The 19,129-nt window shown below is 63.1% G+C and carries 16 protein-coding genes; 14 read left to right on the top strand and 2 right to left on the bottom strand.

The genetic code is table 11. The features are described 5' to 3' along the window. Window position 1: 1 nt before the first annotated feature. Entirely contained in the window at window positions 2-2,092 is a 2,091-nt protein-coding gene (locus OCK01_RS24600) for an ADP-ribosylglycohydrolase family protein (protein ID WP_263826239.1), read from the top strand. A gap of 10 nt (window positions 2,093-2,102) precedes the next feature. Then, window positions 2,103-3,158: an ABC transporter ATP-binding protein gene (locus tag OCK01_RS24595; RefSeq protein WP_263826238.1), complete on the top strand. Its 1,056-nt coding sequence runs from the start codon at window positions 2,103-2,105 to the stop codon at window positions 3,156-3,158. 95 nt (window positions 3,159-3,253) lie between these two features. On the opposite strand, the gene OCK01_RS24590 is transcribed toward OCK01_RS24595, so the two are convergent. After that, a complete protein-coding gene (locus OCK01_RS24590) occupies window positions 3,254-4,162 on the bottom strand; it encodes a LysR family transcriptional regulator (RefSeq protein ID WP_263826237.1) in 909 nt (302 codons plus the stop codon). Window positions 4,163-4,305: 143 nt separating this feature from the next. Here OCK01_RS24590 and OCK01_RS24585 point away from each other — a divergent pair, with 143 nt between their 5' ends. From OCK01_RS24585 to OCK01_RS24555, 7 genes are read left to right on the top strand one after another with little or no spacing between them, the layout of a single operon-like run. After that, window positions 4,306-5,430, top strand: coding sequence for a BMP family ABC transporter substrate-binding protein (locus OCK01_RS24585; protein WP_263826236.1), 1,125 nt, complete (start codon window positions 4,306-4,308; stop codon window positions 5,428-5,430). Between the two features lie 29 nt (window positions 5,431-5,459). Beyond that, window positions 5,460-6,569 carry an ABC transporter permease gene (locus OCK01_RS24580; protein ID WP_263826235.1) on the top strand — a complete coding sequence of 370 codons (1,110 nt, stop codon included), beginning with the start codon at window positions 5,460-5,462 and terminating at the stop codon, window positions 6,567-6,569. Beyond that, window positions 6,566-7,489, top strand: a complete 924-nt coding sequence (locus OCK01_RS24575; protein WP_263826234.1) for an ABC transporter permease — start codon at window positions 6,566-6,568, stop codon at window positions 7,487-7,489. The genes OCK01_RS24580 and OCK01_RS24575 overlap by 4 nt, the downstream gene beginning before the upstream one ends. Window positions 7,490-7,528: 39 nt before the next feature. Further along, entirely contained in the window at window positions 7,529-8,206 is a 678-nt protein-coding gene (locus OCK01_RS24570) for a cysteine hydrolase family protein (protein ID WP_263826233.1), read from the top strand. Further along, the gene (locus OCK01_RS24565; protein WP_412179068.1) at window positions 8,089-9,741 is read left to right on the top strand and encodes an ABC transporter ATP-binding protein; all 1,653 of its coding nucleotides are present in this window, start codon (window positions 8,089-8,091) and stop codon (window positions 9,739-9,741) included. Before OCK01_RS24570 ends, OCK01_RS24565 begins: the two co-directional genes overlap by 118 nt. After that, on the top strand, window positions 9,741-10,406 hold the full coding sequence (locus OCK01_RS24560) for a cysteine hydrolase family protein (RefSeq protein ID WP_263826231.1): 666 nt from the start codon (window positions 9,741-9,743) through the stop codon (window positions 10,404-10,406). Before OCK01_RS24565 ends, OCK01_RS24560 begins: the two co-directional genes overlap by 1 nt. Continuing rightward, window positions 10,399-10,731 (top strand): cupin domain-containing protein, encoded by a 333-nt coding sequence (locus OCK01_RS24555; protein ID WP_263826230.1) that lies wholly within the window; start codon window positions 10,399-10,401, stop codon window positions 10,729-10,731. Before OCK01_RS24560 ends, OCK01_RS24555 begins: the two co-directional genes overlap by 8 nt. A gap of 68 nt (window positions 10,732-10,799) precedes the next feature. Here the strand turns inward: OCK01_RS24555 and OCK01_RS24550 are convergent, their stop codons facing one another. Next, complete coding sequence (locus tag OCK01_RS24550; RefSeq protein WP_263826229.1) at window positions 10,800-11,831, bottom strand: LacI family DNA-binding transcriptional regulator; 1,032 nt, start codon at window positions 11,829-11,831, stop codon at window positions 10,800-10,802. 131 nt (window positions 11,832-11,962) lie between these two features. Here OCK01_RS24550 and OCK01_RS24545 point away from each other — a divergent pair, with 131 nt between their 5' ends. From OCK01_RS24545 to OCK01_RS24525, 5 genes are all read left to right on the top strand, one after another. After that, window positions 11,963-13,060, top strand: a complete 1,098-nt coding sequence (locus OCK01_RS24545) for an ABC transporter ATP-binding protein (RefSeq protein ID WP_263826228.1) — start codon at window positions 11,963-11,965, stop codon at window positions 13,058-13,060. Continuing rightward, window positions 13,057-13,947 (top strand): carbohydrate ABC transporter permease, encoded by an 891-nt coding sequence (locus OCK01_RS24540; protein WP_263826227.1) that lies wholly within the window; start codon window positions 13,057-13,059, stop codon window positions 13,945-13,947. The genes OCK01_RS24545 and OCK01_RS24540 overlap by 4 nt, the downstream gene beginning before the upstream one ends. Continuing rightward, window positions 13,944-14,792 (top strand): carbohydrate ABC transporter permease, encoded by an 849-nt coding sequence (locus OCK01_RS24535; protein WP_412179067.1) that lies wholly within the window; start codon window positions 13,944-13,946, stop codon window positions 14,790-14,792. The genes OCK01_RS24540 and OCK01_RS24535 overlap by 4 nt, the downstream gene beginning before the upstream one ends. A gap of 60 nt (window positions 14,793-14,852) precedes the next feature. Continuing rightward, window positions 14,853-16,181, top strand: coding sequence for an extracellular solute-binding protein (locus OCK01_RS24530; RefSeq protein WP_263826225.1), 1,329 nt, complete (start codon window positions 14,853-14,855; stop codon window positions 16,179-16,181). Window positions 16,182-16,283: 102 nt separating this feature from the next. Continuing rightward, a complete protein-coding gene (locus OCK01_RS24525; RefSeq protein ID WP_263826224.1) occupies window positions 16,284-19,052 on the top strand; it encodes a glycoside hydrolase family 2 TIM barrel-domain containing protein in 2,769 nt (922 codons plus the stop codon). Window positions 19,053-19,129 lie beyond the last annotated feature (77 nt).

Below are 19,129 nucleotides of genomic sequence, written 5' to 3'. Positions count from 1 at the left end.
CATGTCCCTCCCTGCAGACTACCAGAACCGGGTCTATGCCGGCGTCCTCGGCAAGCTCATCGGCGTCTATCTGGGTCGTCCCTTCGAAAACTGGCGCTACAAGGACATTCTCGCCAAGCTCGGCCGTATCGAATATTATGTCCACGACCGGCTGGGCGACCCGCTCGTGGTCACCGATGACGATGTCGCAGGCACCTTCGCCTTTCCCCGCGCCTTGGACGATTACGGCATATCCGCCGATTTGGGCGCCGAGGACATCGGCCGGGCCTGGATGAACTATATCGTCGAAGAGCGCTCTATCCTCTGGTGGGGCGGCGCGGGCAATTCCACCGAGCACACCGCCTGGCTCAATCTGCAAAAAGGCATCATGGCGCCGGCCTCCGGCTCCATCGCCACCAATGGCGTCACCGTGGCCGAGCAGATCGGCGCGCAGATCTTCATTGACGGCTGGGCGCTGGTCTCGCCGGGCAATCCGGCTCAGGCGGCGAAGCTGGCGCGGGCCGCCGGCTCGGTCAGCCATGATGGCGAAGCGGTCAACGCCGCCGTCCTCTGGGCGGCCATGGAGGCGGAAGCCTTCCTCAGCCGCGACGTAGACCATCTGCTCGACACCGGGCTCTCCTATATTCCGAAGGACAGCCTGATTGCGACGCTGATCGCCGACATCCGCCAATGGACCTCCGGCAACGAGGATTGGGAGGCGACGCGGCAGCGCATCGAGGACAATTACGGCTATGACAAATATCCCGGCAACTGCCATGTCGTGCCGAACCATGCCCTGATGATCATGGCGCTCCTGCACGCTCCGCACGATTTCCAGCGCGGGCAGATGATCGTCAACACGTCGGGCTGGGACACCGATTGCAACGCCGGCAATCTGGGCTGCCTGCACGGCATCATGCTCGGGCTCGACGGCCTCGACGCTGGACCGGACTGGCGCGGGCCGGTGGCCGACCGCCTCTATGTCTCCACCGCCGACGGCGGACGCTCGATCACCGATGCTGTGGAGATATCGCTCTGGCTCGCCAATCTCGGCCGCAAGCTGGCCGGCGTCCAAGCCGAACCTGACCCGAAGAAAGGCGCCAAATTCCACTTCTCTCTGCCGGGCTCGGTCCAGGGCTTTCGTGCTCAGGGCGGATTGGCGGCGCTCGCCGACTTCTCGGTCACCGGCACAGGCGAAGCGCTGGCCCTCGAATATCGCGCGCTCGCCAGGGGGCGCGAAGCGTCGGCGACGACGCCCGTCTTCACGCCGAAGGAGGTCAAGGGCATGCGCACCTATGACCTGATGGCGAGCCCGCGCGTTCATGCCGGTCAGGTGCTCAGGGCCGTTGTTCGCGCGGCATCCGACAATCAGGGAACCGTCGAGGCGCGGCTGCGCATCCGGCATTATGACGACAAGGACGACCTCGTCGATGTCGACATGCCTCAGCCCATCGATCTGGCCCCTGGTCGTTCGGCCGAACTGGTGTGGACTGTCCCGGAGACCGGCTTCCAGCCGATTGCCGAGGTCGGCCTCGTCCTCGCCGTCGCGGACGGCCGGAGTTCGGGCCGCGTGCTCCTCGACAGCCTGACCTGGGACGGCTGCCCGGATGTGACCTTTCGGAAGCCGGCCGGCAACGGCGATTTCTGGCGGCGCGCCTGGGTCAGCAATGTGCACTTTTTCTCGAAGAACTTCCCCCAGGATTTCCGCATCAGCCAAAATCGCGGCGAAGGCCTGATCATGCAGGGCAGCCGCGACTGGGCCGATTACGCCGTCGAGGCCGATCTCATGCTGCATCTCGGCGCTTATGGCGGGGTTATCCTGCGCGCGGAGGGGCAGCGGCGTTTCTACGCCGGACGCGTCACGAGCGACGGCCGGTTCCAGATCGTTCGTCGCAAGGACGAGACTGAAACCGTGCTCGCCGAGACATCGCTCGACATGCCGTTCGAAACGGCCTTTGCGATGACGGTCAGCGCCGTCCAGGACCGAATGGAGGCTCGCATCGGCGATACGGTCATCACCGCCAGCGACGCCTCTTTCCCTGGCGGAGCGGCCGGTCTGGTCGTGTATGAAGGGGCGCTTTCCGCGACCCGCATCCGCGTCCGTCCTGTCTGAGGAGAAACTGATGGCAAGCGTCACAATCCAGAACGCGGTGAAACGATACGGCAAGGTGGAGGTTCTCCACGGAGTGGATGCGGCAATCCGGGACGGTGAGTTCGTCGTCTTGGTCGGCCCTTCCGGCTGCGGCAAGTCCACGCTGCTGCGGATGATCGCCGGACTGGAGGACATTTCCGGCGGGGCGATCTCGATCGGCGGGCGCGTCGTCAACGATCTTCCGCCGAAGGAACGCGACATCTCCATGGTGTTTCAGAACTACGCTCTCTATCCGCATATGACGGTCGCGGAAAACATGGCGTTTTCCATGACGCTTGCGGGGGCGCCCAAGGCGGAGAAGGATAGAAGGGTTCGGGAAGCCGCCGAGATCCTCGGGCTCACGCCACTGCTCGAGCGCAAGCCGAAAGAACTGTCGGGCGGTCAGCGCCAGCGCGTCGCGATGGGGCGGTCCATCGTCAGGAGCCCGCAGGTTTTCTTGTTCGACGAGCCGCTCTCCAATCTCGACGCCAAGCTGCGGGTGCAGATGCGCAGCGAAATCAAGGCGCTGCATCGCCGCCTGGGCACGACGATGATCTATGTCACGCATGACCAGGTCGAGGCGATGACCATGGCCGACCGCATCATCGTTCTGCAAGGCGGACGCGTGGAGCAGATCGGCGCGCCGCTGGAACTCTATGATCGGCCCGCCAACAGTTTCGTCGCGCAATTCATCGGCTCGCCGGCCATGAACCTGTTCACGACGACGGTGCGCAATGGGCAATTGCTGATCGACGATGTCGCCCAGACAGCCATTGCCGCTCCCGCAGGCCTGGCCGAAGGAAGCGCGGTCCAGATCGGCAAGCGCCCGGAGGAAATAGCCCTTGACGCGCCCGGTCCTCTCTCGGCCACCGTCGTCAACATCGAGCCGACAGGTTCGGAGACATTCGTCGAACTGGTGATGAACGGCAAACCCATCTCGATGGTCATGCGAAGCCGGCCTGACTTCGGCATCGGGGCGACCTGCTCGCTTCGGCTCGACCAGGGCTCTGTTCATTTGTTCGACGGCGTATCGGGGCTGCGGATCTGACCGTAAGCCCGGCTTGCCTGGGCTTCGATACGATGCGCCCAAAGACAACGGCATGGGCGCTGCGCAGGCATGCCTCGAGCCGCGGCATGCGCAGCTTACGATGCTTCGAACTGGCTCGCCAGAGCGCTGGTGAGTTGCGAGGCGAAACGGGCGGCCGCAACGGGCAGGGTACGGCCTTTCAACTGGCCGAGATAAAGAATTCCCGCCGGCACGTCGCGAATGTCGAGGGGGCGGGAGATCAACCGGCCGGTCGAGGTCTGGTCCGACAAACCGATCGGGATCTGGAACGTGATGATGTTTTCCGCCACTGCATGATTGCGGAGAAATTCGAAATTGTCGGACTGAATGACCGGGTCGAGACGCACTCCGGTCATTCGCATCGCGATATCCAGAAGGTGCCTGACCCCGTAAGCCGTTGTCGGCAGTGAAATCGGATAGTCGACGCAGTCGGATAGACGCAAGGTCGTCTTCCTCGCCAGGGGGTGATCCGGCGACATGACCGCATGCACCGGCTGGCGCACCCTGATCAAGGTCATGAAATCCGTCAGCCGAACCGGCTCGAACACGACGGCCAGATCGGCGCTGTGATCGACCAGAGCCCCTTCGGCCGCTTCGCGGTCGCGCAGGTGTACGCCGAAGGTTACATTCGGATGCTCCTTCCGGTAGAGCGCAATCTGGTTCGGCAGGAAATACGGCAAGAGCGCCTGGCTGCAGGCGATCGAGACATGGCCCCGCCTTACCCCTGACAGGTCCGCGATCTGGGAGCGCACCCGCTCCATGTCGGAGAGCTGGTTGCGGATATGGTGGATATAGATCTCGCCTGCCGCCGACAGCCGCACGCCGTGCGGAAGACGCTCGAAAATCGGCACGCCCAACTCCTCCTCCATCGCCAGAATACGGCGATTGAGCGCCGTCGACGTGATGGCGAGCGTATCCGCTGCGGCTCTGATGGAGCCTGCCTTCACCACGGCGTCGATATAGCGGATGGATGACAGATAGCGCATGCCGGCTTCCCTCCGGCGCTGCAATATTTGCAGCGGCCTGGCCAAAACATAGCACAAGACAGAAGCGCGTCCATCTGGATTACTGGCGTCAGAATTCAAGACGGCGGACGACGCCGCATCAAACAAGAACGGGGAACCATCTCATGTCCAAGATCCTGATGCCCAATCGCCGCCAGTTTCTTCAAACGACCGCCGGCCTCGCCGGCGCAGCCGCTCTTTCCGGATTGTTGCCGGCCGGAATGGCGCGCGCCGCCGGGCTGACGGTCGGCTTCATCTATGTCGGCCCCAAGGACGATTTCGGCTATAACCAGTCGCATGCCGAAGGCGCGGCCGCCGTCAAGGCGATCGAAGGCGTCACCGTGGTCGAGGAGGAACAGGTTCCCGAAACCGTCGACGTGCAAAAGACCATGGAGAGCATGATTGGCTTCGACGGCGCGACGCTGCTCTTCCCGACCTCCTTCGGCTATTTCGATCCGCACATCCTGGCCCTGGCGCCGAAAAACCCGGCTGTGCGTTTCGAGCATTGTGGCGGCTTGTGGACGCCCGACAAGCCCAAGAATGTCGGCTCCTATTTCGGCTATATCGGCATGGGTCAGTATCTCAACGGCATCGCCGCCGGCCATGCGACCAAGACCAAGAAGATCGGCTTCGTCGCCGCCAAACCCATTCCCCAGGTGCTCCTCAACATCAACTCCTTCCTGCTCGGCGCGCGCGCGGTCGATCCCGCCATCACCTGCCAGGTCATCTTCACCGGCGAATGGTCGCTGGCGGTGAAAGAGGCCGAGGCCGTCAATGCGCTCGCCGATCAGGGCGTCGATGTTGTCACCTGCCATGTGGATGGTCCCAAGGTGGTGATGGAAACCGGCGCGGGCCGCGGCATGTATCTGTGCGGCTATCACGCCAACCAAAGCGCGCTTGCGCCCGAAAAGTATCTTACCGGCGCCGAATGGAATTGGGGCAAGGTCTACACCGACATGGTCAAGGCGACCCTGTCGGGCGGAACGATCGATAATTTCGTGCGTGGCGGCCTCGCCGAAGGGTTCATCAAGATGAGCCCGCTCGGCCCGGCCGTCTCCGAAGCGGCCCGCACCCAGTTCGAAGCGGTGAAGGCCGAGATCCTGAAGGGCGGTTTCGCCGCCATCAAGGGGCCGCTCAAGGACAACAAGGGCAAGGTCGTGGCGACCGAGGGGCAGGCCTTCGTCGAGACCGACGTGGCGCTCGAGAGCATGGACTACCTCGTGGAAGGCGTTGTCGGCTCCACCTCCTGAAACAGCGGTTGAAGACCGGAGGGCAGACCATGAGCGTGCAGGTCGAACAGGCGGCTGCGTTCGCCGGACGGGGGGGCTTCCTCAGCGAAGCCGCAGCGCGGCGGGTCGAGGCGGCGCTTCTGCCGCTCGGGGCCTTGCTGGCTGGATTGGCGGCCTTCGCCGTCTTTCTGGCCGCGCTCGGCAAATCGCCCGTCGAATTCTATCTTCTGGTCTACAAGGCCGGTTTCGGCACCGGCTTTTCATGGACCAACACCCTGGCGAGGGCGGCGCCGCTTCTGTTCGCCGCCCTCTGCGTGGCGCTGCCGGCGCGGCTCGGTCTGGTGATCATCGGCGGGGAGGGGGCCATCGTGCTGGGCGGCGTGGCGGCGGGCGTCGTCGCCATGCTCGCGCCGGGTCTGCCGGCGCCCCTCGGCATCGGAATCATGGCGATCGCCGCGATGGTCGTGGGCGGTCTTTGGATCGGCGGGGTCGGGGCGCTCCGCCAGCTGCGCGGCGTCAACGAAACCATTTCAAGTCTGCTGATGGCCTATATCGCCATTGCGCTGATGAACCACCTGATCGAAGGTCCTTTCCGTGATCCCGCCAGTTTGAACAAGCCCTCGACCGCGTCCCTGCCAGAGGCGTGGCGGATCGGCGAGATTCCGGGCATGGGCGTGCATTGGGGTCTCGCGGTCGGCATTTTCGCCTGCCTTGTCAGCTGGGTGCTGATCGAGAGGACGACACTCGGCTTCGCCGCCCGGATCGTCGGCGGCAATGTCCGCGCCGCTCAAATTCAGGGATTGCCGACGGCTGTGCTGGCCATCGGCTTTACGGCTCTCGGCGGCGCGTTCGCCGGCCTTGCCGGCATGTTCGAAGTCGCAGCCGTTCATGGCTCGGCCAATGCGTCTCTGGCCGCGGGCTACGGTTACACCGGCATTCTCATCGCCTTTCTCGCCCGCCACAATGGCCTGGCCATCATTCCCGCCGCTGTTCTTCTGGCCGGTTTCGAGGCGTCGAGCGGGCTCGTGCAGCGGCGAATGGATCTGCCCGATGCGACGGTTCTGGTGCTGGAGGGCATGGTCTTTATCGCCATCCTCCTGTCGGACTCGGTTCAGGGCCGGCTGCGCTTTCTGGCGACTTTCGAACGGAGGCGGGCATGACGGACGATATCGGCCTTTGGGGCGTGCCCCTCGCCATTCTCGGCGGCGCGATCCGCGTCTCCACCCCCTTCATCTTCGTCTCGATCGGGGAATGCCTGACGGAGCGCTCGGGACGGATCAATCTCGGTCTCGAGGGCACGCTGGTCTTCGGCGCGATGAGCGGCTATGCGGTGGCCTATCACACGGGCTCTCCCTGGCTGGGAACGCTCGCGGCAGCCTTTGCCGGCCTGCTGTTTGGCCTGTTGCATGGTTGGATCTGCAAGATGCCGCGCGTCAACGACATCGCCATCGGCATCGCTTTGATGATCTTCGGAACCGGCCTCGCCTTCTTCTTCGGCAAGCCCTATGTGCAGCCCGTCGCGCCGGATCTTCCTGCCATTCCGCTCGGTTTCTGGTCCGGCAGCCCGCAGGTCGCGGCGGCGCTCAACGTCAATGTTCTGTTCCTGATCGGCGTCGTCCTGGCATTTGCGGCGGCCTGGATGCTGAAAAACACCCGCGTCGGGCTGACCATCCGCGTCACAGGCGACAGCGCCGACGCCGCCCGCGCCATCGGCATCGATGTGAACCGCGTACGGCTCTGGTCCACGGCGGCCGGCGGCGCGCTCGCAGGCGTCGGCGGAGCCTATCTTTCGCTCTACTATCCCGGCAGCTGGAACGAAGGCATTTCCTCAGGCCAGGGTCTGATGGCGGTGGCGCTCGTCATTTTCGCCCGCTGGAACCCGGTCAATTGCCTCTATGCCTCGTTGCTGTTCGGCGGCGCGGGAGCGCTCGGTCCGGCATTGCAATCGGTCGGCGTCACCAGCGGCTACTATCTTTTCTACGCTGCGCCTTACGTGCTCACCCTCGGGCTCTTGGTTGCCACCAGCTCGCCGACCCGGGCGATGCCGTCGGCTCCGGGCGAACTCAGCATCACCAAATAGACATGCGCCGCAACCGGCGGCGAAGGAATGGAGACCGTGATGACCACCATTCAGGCCGATCCTTATCTCTGGCCTTACAACGGCGATCTCAGGCCGGAAAACACCGCCCTGATCATCATCGACATGCAGACGGATTTCTGCGGGCCGGGCGGCTATGTCGACACGATGGGCTACGACATCTCGCTCACCCGGGCGCCGATCGAGCCGATCAAAGCGGTGCTCACGGCCATGCGGACCAAGGGCTACCACGTCATCCATACCCGCGAGGGACATCGGCCCGACCTTTCCGACCTGCCGCCGAACAAGCGCTGGCGTTCGCGCCAGATCGGCGCGGGCATCGGCGACGCCGGGCCTTGCGGTCGCATCCTGGTGCGCGGAGAGCCGGGCTGGGAGATCATCAATGAGCTCAAGCCGCTGGACGGCGAGCCGATCATCGACAAGCCGGGCAAGGGCTCGTTCTGCGCCACAGATCTCGAACTGCTCCTGCGCACGCGCGGCATCGAGAACATCGTGCTTTCGGGCATCACCACCGATGTCTGCGTGCACACGACGATGCGAGAGGCCAATGACCGCGGCTTCGAATGCCTGCTGCTCGAGGATTGCTGCGCCGCCACCGATCCCGGCAACCACGCTGCCGCCATCAAGATGGTGAAGATGCAGGGCGGCGTGTTCGGCTCGGTCTCCGACAGCGCCAAATTCGTCGAGGCGCTGCCATGAGAGTCCCGCCGCTCCAGCAGGAGGCGCCGTCGCGCGCCATCGGCGTCGAGACGATCGGCATGACCATGCGCTTCGGCTCCTTCACGGCCTTGAAGGATGTGTCGATCCGGGTCGCGGCCGGTTCCTTTCACGTTCTTCTCGGCGAAAACGGCGCCGGCAAATCCACGCTCGTCAAATGCATGATGGGCTTCTACCGCCCGACATCGGGGCAGATGGCGGTGGAGGGTCGCGAAGTGGAGGTCCCGGATCCGCGCGCGGCGCATGATCTCGGCCTGGGCATGGTCTATCAGCACTTCACGCTCGCGCCGTCGCTGACGGCGGCGGAGAACCTGGTGATCAGCCGCAACGACGCGCCCGCGCGCATCGATTGGGAGAGGGAGCGCGCGGCGCTCTCGGCCTTCATGTCGACGATGCCGTTTGCCGTTCCTCTGGACGTGCCGGTCGGCAGACTGGCGGCCGGGGGAAAACAGAAGCTGGAACTGCTCAAGCAGCTCTATCTCGGTCGCCGCTTTCTTATTCTCGATGAACCCACGTCGGTGCTGACGCCGGCCGAGGCGGATGAATTGCTGGGCATGGTGCGCGGACTGACGACATCGGGCGAACTGACCTGCCTGATGATTTCTCACAAATTCCGCGAAGTGACCGCTTTCGCCGACGAAGTCTCCGTTCTCAGGCGCGGCGAGCATGTCGGCGGCGGCAAGGTCTCCGATCTCTCGACGGCGGATATGGCGGCGTTGATGATCGGCGAGAAGGAACTCGTGCGGCCCGCCGCCCGCATGGCGATCGACGGCAAACCCGTTCTGACGATGTCGGGCGCGACGGCGTCGGATCGTTCGGGTCTGAAGACGATCGATATCGCCGATCTCCAGGTCAAATCCGGCGAGATCGTCGGCATCGCCGGAATTTCCGGCAATGGCCAGATGGAACTGATGGAAATGCTCTCGGGACAGCGTCCGCTGTCGGCGGGCCGGATCCGGGTCGGCGACGCGCCGTTCCGCGCCACCCGCAGCGAGGTGAGAGCGCTCAATGTGCGCTTTCTGCCGGAAGAACCGCTGCGCAACGCCTGCGCGCCCAAGATGAGCGTCGCCGAAAACATCTTCTTCCGTGATTTCGACGTCGTCGCCGGCACATCGAAATTCTGGCTCGAGGGCCGCCGCATGGCGTCGCTGGCCGCCCGGCTGGTCGGCGAATACAACGTGAAAACAGCCTCGCTCGACACGCCGATATCGTCTTTGTCGGGCGGCAATGTGCAGCGCGCCGTGCTCGCGCGCGAACTCAACGGAGAGGTTGATCTCCTCCTCATCGCAAATCCGTGTTTCGGGCTCGATTTCTCGGCCGTCGCCGATATCCGCGCCCGCATCATGGCGGCCCGCAATGCGGGGGCGGCGGTGCTGCTGATCAGCGAGGATCTCGATGAAATACTCGAGCTTTCGGATCGCATTCTGGTTATGTCGGAAGGATCCATCGTCTTCGAAACCCAGGCGGCGGGCGCCGATATCGGCGAGATCGGGAAACACATGGCGGGACATCACTGATGGCGACGGTCAAGGCGCGACCCTTCGATTTCACCCTCGTTCCGGCGAAAACGGCGCTCATCGTCATCGACATGCAGCGCGATTTCATCGAGCCGGGCGGCTTCGGCGCGACGCTCGGCAACGACGTCTCCCTGCTTCGGGCCATCATTCCCGCCACCGCCAGGCTGATCGCCGGCTTTCGCAAGGCCGGACTGCCGGTCATCCATACGCGGGAATGCCATGCGCCCGATCTGTCCGACTGCCCTCCAGCGAAACGGACGCGGGGCAAACCGTCCCTGCGCATCGGCGATCCGGGTCCCATGGGTCGTATCCTGATCGCGGGGGAAACAGGGGCCGACATCGTGGAAGAGCTTTATCCGCTGCCGAGTGAAACGGTCATCGACAAGCCGGGCAAGGGCGCTTTCTACGCGACGCCGCTCGGCGACATCCTTGCGGGCAAAGGCGTCTCCCAACTGGTGTTCGCCGGCGTGACTACCGAGGTTTGCGTGCAGACGACCATGCGCGAGGCCAATGATCGCGGCTATGAGTGCCTTCTCGCCACCGACGCCACCGAAAGCTATTTTCCCGAATTCAAGAAAGCCGCCATCGATATGATAATCGCCCAAAGTGCGATCGTCGGCTGGGCGGCCACCGTCGATGAGATTGTCGAGGCGCTTGATGACTGAACCGCTGCATATCGCTGACTTCCTGACCGGCGCCTGGCGTCAATGCGCCTTCGAATATTTTCGCGACGGCGTCGAAATCTGCCGCCTTGTCCGTGGCGAGCCGGAACTGGCTCTGCTTCGATACGCTCCGGGCGCCAGCGTGCCCAAGCATCTGCATACCGGTCTGGAGACAATCCTGGTGCTTGAAGGCTCGCAAAGCGACGAATCTGGCCGATATGGTCCTGGCTCGCTGGTCGCCAACGCGGAAGGCACGGTCCATTCCGTCGCCTCCGAGGAGGGTTGCGTCGTTCTCATTCAGTGGACGAAACCCGTCGAATTGCTCTGACGGGCGACCGTCAAGTGAAGGTCCCGTTCAATCGCTGGCCTGCGTTTCGAACAGTCGCGAACCCCGATCTAAGCGGGCTCCGGCTCAGTTCGGTCGAGAGGGCGAACGGAGGAGCGTTCGATGAGTTCGCACTCGACTTTCAGCTTGTGATGGCCATGCCGGCGTTTCGGCGTGGCGATCATTTCAGCCAATTGCTCGACCGCGCAGCGCGCCATGTCGTAGTGCGGCAATTCCAGCGTCGTCAGCGCCGGCAGCATGTCTGCGGTGAAGGATTCGTTGTCGAAGCCGATGATCGAGATGTCGTCCGGTATCGAAAGACCGGCTTCGGCGGCGGCGGCATAGACGCCCATCGCGGTGCGATCGCAATAGCAGCAGATGGCGGTCGGCGGCGTCTGGAGCTTCTGCAGTTTCTTGAAGGCGTTATAGCCGCCTTTGATGGTCCAGCCGCCCTTGATGATCAATGACGTATCCACGGGAATATCATTGGTCGTCAATGCGCGGCGATAGCCCTTGATGCGCTCGCGCGAGGCTTCGATCGTGTCCTCGCCGCCGATATAGGCGATCCGCCTGTGGCCGGCCGCGATCAATCTCAGGGTCGCCGCCATGCCGCCGGCGAGATCGCCGGGCACGACGCTCGGAAACGGGTCGCCCGTCGCATGGCAGTTGAGCAGCACTGTCGGCCAATGCGCGAGTTGAGGAGGCGGCTCGATCTGTTGGGTGATCAGGCGCGTGTAGATGACGCCTGCCACCGGCAGGCCCGCCAGATGTTCGAGCGCCGAATGTTCGGCGTCGTCGTCTCCGGCCGTCGGAATGATCGTCGTGAGGAAGCCGAGATCGTTGGCGGCTTCGGAGACCCCTTCGATCAGGCCGGCCACATGCGGCGAACTCGACACTTCGTTGATGATCATCGCGATCAGGCGGCGTTGCTCAAAGCGGCGATGGCCGGTTTTATAACCGATTTCCTCCGCTTTCCGAAGCACTGCGGCGCGTGTGGCGTCCGAAACGCGCGTCCCCGGCGAATTGTTCAGAACAAGCGACACCGTCGCCTGCGAAACCCCGCAGGCGGTGGCGATGTCGGACATGGTCGGCTTCTTGGTCACGCGGCCCCTCACGCTATGCTGCCTATCGCTTAACACGAAGTTTCGCCGTTCAAAAGATTCGCCGGGGGCTTGCCTGATAATAAAATAGGTTATAAACGCTAAATTATAACTAATCGCTCGGGGAGGGGTGAATGGCGAAGGTAACGTTGGCGAACGTGTCGAAGGACTATGGCGCCGTGAACGTCATTCGCGATGTCTCGCTCGAGATCCGGGACGGGGAGTTCGTGGTGTTCGTCGGGCCGTCCGGTTGCGGCAAGTCGACCCTCCTGAGAATGATCGCCGGATTCGAGACCATCACCGGCGGAGAGATCCGGATCGGCGACAACAGGGTCAACGACGTGGCCGCCCGTGATCGCGGCGTGGCCATGGTGTTCCAGAACTACGCGCTCTATCCGCATATGACCGCTCGCGAGAATATGGCTTTCGGGCTGAAGAATATCGGCACGCCAAAGGCGGAAATCGCCCAGCGCATCGCCAAGGCGTCCGATATTCTGCAGCTCGGCCCCTATCTCGAACGAAAGCCCCGGGCCCTGTCGGGCGGCCAGCGCCAGCGCGTCGCCATCGGTCGCGCCATCATGCATGAACCCGACGTGTTTCTATTCGACGAGCCTTTGTCCAATCTCGACGCCGCCTTGCGCGTGTCCATGCGCACCGAGATTGCGAAGCTCCATCATCGCCTTGCCGCGACGATGATCTATGTCACCCATGACCAGACCGAAGCGATGACGATGGCCGACCGGATCGTCGTGTTGCGCGCGGGGCGGATCGAGCAGGTGGGCGCGCCGATCGAACTCTATGAGCGCCCCGTCAATGCTTTCGTGGCGGGCTTTCTCGGCGCTCCTCGCATCAATCTCATTCCCGCCACGGTCGTTTCCGTGGGCGGCGACGACGTGGAACTGTCGGGGCCCGGCGGCGCCCGCGTGCAGGCGAAGGTCGCGCCGGGATCGGTCCGGACCGGCGACAAAGTCACGCTCGGGCTACGGCCGGAAAATCTCACGCCGTCCGCGGACGGATCGATCGCGGGCGTCGTCGACGTTGTCGAGCAACTCGGGTCGAGCCAGCTGGTTTATGCCACGCTCGCCGATGGCGCCTCGGTCGTCTCCGAGGTTCGGGGGGCGGCCACGCCGGCGATCGGATCACGCGTTCACTTCGCCATCGGCGCGGGTATTCGGCATGTCTTCAATGGGGACGACGTTGCCATCACCCGACATGCGGAGGCTGGCGCATGACAGCCGTCACGCAGAAGATCGTCCGTCGCCGCGACGCCTTGGCGGCTTTTGTCTTCCTGGCGCCGTTTCTCGTCATCTATAGCACCTTTCTCGTCTATCCCTTTTTCAAGGGATTGTGGATCAGCCTGCATGACTGGGAGCTCGCCGGCGACTATCGGGAGTTCATCGGATTCCTGAACTATCGGGACCTCTGGGCCGACACGATTTTCTGGAAGGCGGTCGGCAACACGCTGAAATTCGTCGTCATGACCGTTCCCGCCATGACCGTTCTGGCTTTGGCTCTGGCTCTGGCGGTCTTTGGCGATGGCAGGCTGAAGGGTGCGCTGCGGTCGATCTTCTTCATGTCCAGCGTCTTCTCGGTGTCTGTGGTGACGCTGATCTGGTCGATGGTGCTGTCCGCCGACAACGGTCTGCTCGTGCCGCTGTTCAATCTGTTCGGCGTCAAGCCGATCAATTTCCTCGGTCATCCGACGCTCGCCATGCCGTCGCTCGCTCTGACGACGCTCTGGTGGGGCGTCGGGTTGCCGATGGCGCTGTTTCTGGCCGCGCTCAGCCAGATTCCATCCGAGCTCTACGAAGCTGCCGAGCTCGATCATGCGGGCCGGTTTACGACATTGATCCGGATCACATTGCCGTCCATCCGCCCGACATTGCTGCTGGTGCTGGTGCTGCAGATCGTCGGCCAGTTCCAGATCTTCGGCCAGGCGCATCTGATGACCCAGGGCGGGCCGGCCAACAAGACGAAAATGTTGGTTCAGTACATTTACGAGACGAGCTTCCGCGACTGGCAGGTCGGGTATGCATCGGCCATGTCCTTCGGCCTGTTCATCCTGATGTTCGGCTTCACCATGCTGCAGCTCTGGCTCGGCCGCAAGGGAGAGGAATGATGGCCACCGCACGCGCAATCGGCGCTCGCCGCATCACCGATACGCTGATCCTCGGCGCCACCGTCGCCTTCGCGATCCTCTGGCTCGCCCCGATCATCTGGGTGGTGGCGATGTCGCTGAAGCCCAATCAGGAACTGATGCGCTCCACGGTCGGATTTTTGCCGATCCCGTTCACGTTGGACAATTATATCGGACTGCTGAAACTCGACACCGTGCCGCGCTGGCTGATGCACAGTTTCCTGGTCGCCGTTTCGATGACGTGCGTGGTTCTGGTCGTCTCCTCCATGGCGGGCTACGCGTTCGCCCGTCTCGAGTTCCCGTTCAAGAAGACGCTCTTCCTGCTGATGATCGCGGGTCTGATGGTCCCGGAACAGTCTGTGTTCATCCCGCTGCACACGATGTTTTCCGATTGGGGCCTGCACAACACTCACTTTGCGCTCGTGATGCCGCGGGTGGCCGTACCGATCGGCGTTTTCCTGATGACGCAGTTCTTTCGCGGCGTGCCCAAGGAGTTGGAGGAAGCCGCCGCGATCGATCATGCCTCGCGGCTGACGATCTTCCTCAAGATCATGCTGCCGCTTTCCGTGCCGGCGCTGACCACGCTCGGGCTGTTCACCTTCATTTTCGCCTGGAACGACTTTCTGTGGCCGTTGGTCTCGGCCACCAAGGCCGACATGTACACGGTGACCCTCGGACTGGCGTCGATCCAGGGAAATTTCGCCTTCACCGAGGGATTGGGCTCCGTCATGGCGTCGGCCGTCTTCGCGAGCCTGCCGATCGTGCTTCTGTTTCTGATCTTCCAGCGTTTCATCGTGGCGGGTGTCGCCATGAGCGCCGGTAAGTAGACGCCCTCTGTCCCGGCGAGCCGGGCGAGATAACGACAACCGCATCGACAGGAGGATATGATGCGCAAGACAAAAACGATACAGCGCCTGGCGCTGGCCACGGCCTTGATGACCTCGCTTTGGACGGGCGCCGTCAGCGCCGCCGAGATCTCGTTCTTTCGCTTCTTCGGTGACTGCAACACCGAATTCGGCAACGTCACTGACATGTCCAAAGCCTATGGCGAATGCGGCATCATCACCGCTCTGACCAATAAGTTCAACGCCGAGAACAAGATCGGCGCCAAGGTCGTCACACAGACGGTGGATTGGGGCGCCTATTACGATCTGCTGACGGCGACGTATTCGACGGGCAACGTTCCGGATGTCGCGGTGATGCATGCATCGGTGATGCCGAACTTCTCCGGCCGTGATCTGTTGACGCCGCTGTCCAAGCCGATGGCCGACATCGGCATCGACACCGCGGATTTCGCGCCGGCCGCGCTGAAGAACGCCAGCGCCAACGGCGAAGTCTATGCGCTGCCCTATGACCTGCATGCCGAACTGTTCCACGTCAATATGGACCTGATGAAGCAGGCTGGCCTCGTCAACGCCGATGGCACGCCGATCCTGCCCAAGTCGCCGGAAGAACTGATCGAGCACGGCAAGAAATTCAAGGAGGCCACCGGGAAATTCTACATCTCCGTGGAATCGCAGAGTTCCGAGGGGACGATGGTGCGCATCTTCGACTCGCTGGTCTGGCAGCAGGGCGTCGACGTGATTTCCGCCGACGGCAAGACGGCCAGCATCAATACGCCCGAAGGCCTGAACGCCGCCAAATTGATTTCCTCGATCTATTCCGAAGGTCTCGCAAATCCCGCGCTCGACTATCCCGGTTCCGAGCAGGCTTTCCTGAACGGCGAAGCCGGCATCCTGATCAACGGCACCTGGGGCGTCGACAATTACGACGCGCAGGCCAAGAGCGGCAAGGTCGCGCTCAAGAACTATCGCGTCGCCAATGTCCCGCAACTGTTCTCGAAGCCGGCCGTCTGGGCCGACAGCCATATGTGGGTCATGCCGAAGAACGACGACCGCAGCGCCGAGAAGACCGAAGCCGCGCTCGCCTTCATCAAATTCCTCAACGACAACAATTTCCAGTGGTCGCGGACGGGTCACCTTTCGGTGCGCCAGTCGGTGCTGGGATCCGAGGAATTCAAGGCGCTGCCGCATCGCGCCGAATTTGCCGACACGGCCAACAACGCCACGTCCTTGCCGCAGATCCAGAACCAGCGCGGCATCTACAACGCCATGACGACCGACCTCAACGCCATGTGGCTCGCCGGCGCTGAACCCCAGGCTGCGCTGGAAGCCATGCAGGCCGGCGCGGAACGCATCTTGCGCCGCAACCGCTGACCGTCCCTCCAGCCCTGCTTGTCAGGGCTGGCCTCCCACCAGGACATGCGGGCTCGGCGCTCGCATGTCCTGGACCGAAATCGCCTTGCCGAGGAAAACCCGATGAATGCCCATTCCCCCATGCCCCGCCAATCCAGGACGCCGCTTCGCACGGCGATTTCCCTCGATGGAATGTGGCAGTTTCGCTTCGAGAAGGAGGCCGGTTGGCGGCAGGCGAAAGTGCCGGCGCCGTGGCAAGCCTGCTTCGACGATCTCGCCGTCAGCTTCGGCGAAGCGACATACCGGCGCGCGTTTTCGATCCCGGCGGGCTGGGGCGGCAAGCAAGTGGCGCTTTGCTTCGGCGCGGTGAGCGAATTCGCCGTCGTTTCGGTCAATGGGCTTGAGATCGGCCGTCACGAGGGCGGCTATCTGCCGTTCGAGATCGTCATTCCGGAGCATGTGCTGAAAGCGGACAATGTCGTCGAGGTGATCGCTACCTTGCCGGACGCGCGTCGTCGCGGCGATCATGCCGATTTCGCCGAAATCCCGCATGGCAAGCAAAGCTGGTACGGTCCCCAAGGGGGCATCTGGCAGTCGGTGCGACTTGAAGCGCGCAATCCGCTGCATATCGGCACGCTTCGGCTGGACCCGATATGGCCGGAAGGCCGGCTCGATATCCTGGCCGGCGTTTCCGAAGGATCGGCCCTGTCGCTCGCCTTCGAAATCACCAGTGCGGACGGGACGGTGGTACATACGAGTTCCTGCGCTGTCGATAATGGGCAAGGCCGGCACAGCGTATCGCTGAACGACGTCGAGTCCTGGTCGCCGGATGCGCCGATTCTCTACAAGGTTCGCGCCACGCTGCGGGCTGGCGATACTGTCATAGATGAGCGCGTCGAGTGGATCGGTTTTCGAAAGTTCGAAACCCGGGACGGCTATCTTCATCTCAATGGCGAACCACTCTATCTCCGCGGCGCGCTCGACCAGGATTATTATCCCGATGGTTTCGGAACCCCGCCCTCGCTCGAAATGCTGGAAGATCAGCTGCGCAAGGCCAAGTCCATGGGACTCAACTGCCTGCGCTGCCACATCAAAGTGCCTGACCCGCGCTATTACGACGTCGCCGATCGTCTGGGCATGTTGATCTGGACGGAGATCCCCAATATCGAGACCTATTCCCCCGCTTCGAGCGCGCGTTTGCGGGCCACGATGGAAGGGATCCTGGCGCGGGACCGGAACCATCCGTCGATCGTGATCTGGACCTTGATCAACGAAGACTGGGGCACGCGGTTGCGCGAAGCCGCCGAGCAGCGCGAATGGATCTCGGCGATGGTGGACTGGCTGCGCGCGGAAGATCCGCTGCGCCTGGTTGTCGACAATTCCGCCTGCTTCCCCAATGTTCACGTCAAGACCGATATCAACGACTATCATTTTTATCGCACGGCGGTCGATCGCCGCGAGGAATGGGACAGGCTCTGCCAGGAATTCGCGGGCAATCCCGAATGGACGTTTTCTCAGGACAAGGAAGCGGTCTGGACGAAACAGGAGCCTTTGATCCTGTCCGAATTTGGCGTCTGGGGCCTGCCGGATCCGGCCAAGCTGCGTGACGAGAACGGCCGCGATCCCTGGTGGATGCCTTATGGAGCCACCTGGGCCGATGGCGTCGCGCTGCCGCAAGGCGTGGAGGCGCGCTATCGCGAGCTCGGCCTGGGGCAGGTCTTCGGAGCGTTTTCGAGCTTCATCGAGCAGGTGCAGTGGCACCAGCACATGAACCTGAAATATGAACTCGAGGTGATCCGCAGCCATGCGCCGATCGGTGGATATGTGATCACCGAACTCACCGATGTCCATTGGGAAGGCAATGGGCTGATGGACATGGCGCGCAATCCTCGCGCGTTCGCCGAGGCGCTCCCGGACGTGAATTCCGACATCGTCATCTCGCCGGGCGCGCGGCGTTTGGCAATCGCCTCAGGCGACGACGCACAGTTCGATCTCAAGATCGCCACCGGCGGCGCGTCGTTGCCGGAAGGCAGTCGCCTCGTCTGGCGGTTTGGCGATGAGAGCGGCGATGTGGCGCTGAAATCCTCGTCGTCGATGGAGGTCCAGAATGTCGAAATACGCGCGGGGTCGGACAGGGCGTCCGGCGCAGAGCGCAAAACGGCGGAATTCAGCATCCTCGGTCCGAATGGCCAGCGGCTGGCGCGCAACACCGAGACGATTTCGATCCATGCGAGCCGCAAGGACCTGCAGCCGGTTCGGTTTGCGTCCGACGCCGAGGATATCGCTGCGCGTCTGACGGCCCTCGGGCATGAGCAGGTCGATATCGGCGACAGCGAGGTCTTCGTCACCGGCGACATCGACGCGGCGCGGGTGGAAGCGATCCATTCGGGTCTGCGCGTTTTGCAGATCGTCGCCAAGGAGCCGGGCCGCCTGCGCGACGACACGCCGCCGCGCGACGGCCCTATGTCCATGGAGATCGATCCCGGCGCCGGCGGCATGATCTCCGGACCTTATTTCAGCTTCCCCGGTTATAATCTCGTCAATCGTCACAAGACGATCTGGCGCGGTGACTGGGTGGGCAATTTCTCATGGCTTCGGCGAGACGGCGCCTTTTCGGCGATCCCGGGCGGCCCTTTGTTCGATCTGTCCTTCAGCACGGTCGCGCCCCAGCAATTGATGGCGGGTTTTCGTCCCTGGGAGTTTCACGGCCGGGTGCATGCCGGCGTCGTCGTCGGTTGGGTCCACAAGCCGGCTGCGTTTTTGGTCGAGAAGCGGCTGGGTCGCGGCAAGCTGGTGGCGACGACGTTCAGGCTCAATGACGAAGCGCCCGGCGTAGATCCCTTGGCGACTGCGCTCTATGACGGCTTGCTGTCTCTGGCGAAGGCGGACTGACGGCCGGTATGCAGCTGGAATGGGCTGGAGCGTGCATTGCGCTCCAGCGTCGGAACATAGACGGTGGGCGGCGCCGG

It is taken from the genome of Rhizobium sp. TRM95796 (assembly GCF_025779995.1).
In the GTDB taxonomy this organism is placed as follows: domain Bacteria; phylum Pseudomonadota; class Alphaproteobacteria; order Rhizobiales; family Rhizobiaceae; genus Rhizobium_E.
The sequence above is the reverse complement of the archived record's forward strand: the minus strand, read 5'-3'. Positions and strand labels throughout refer to the sequence as shown.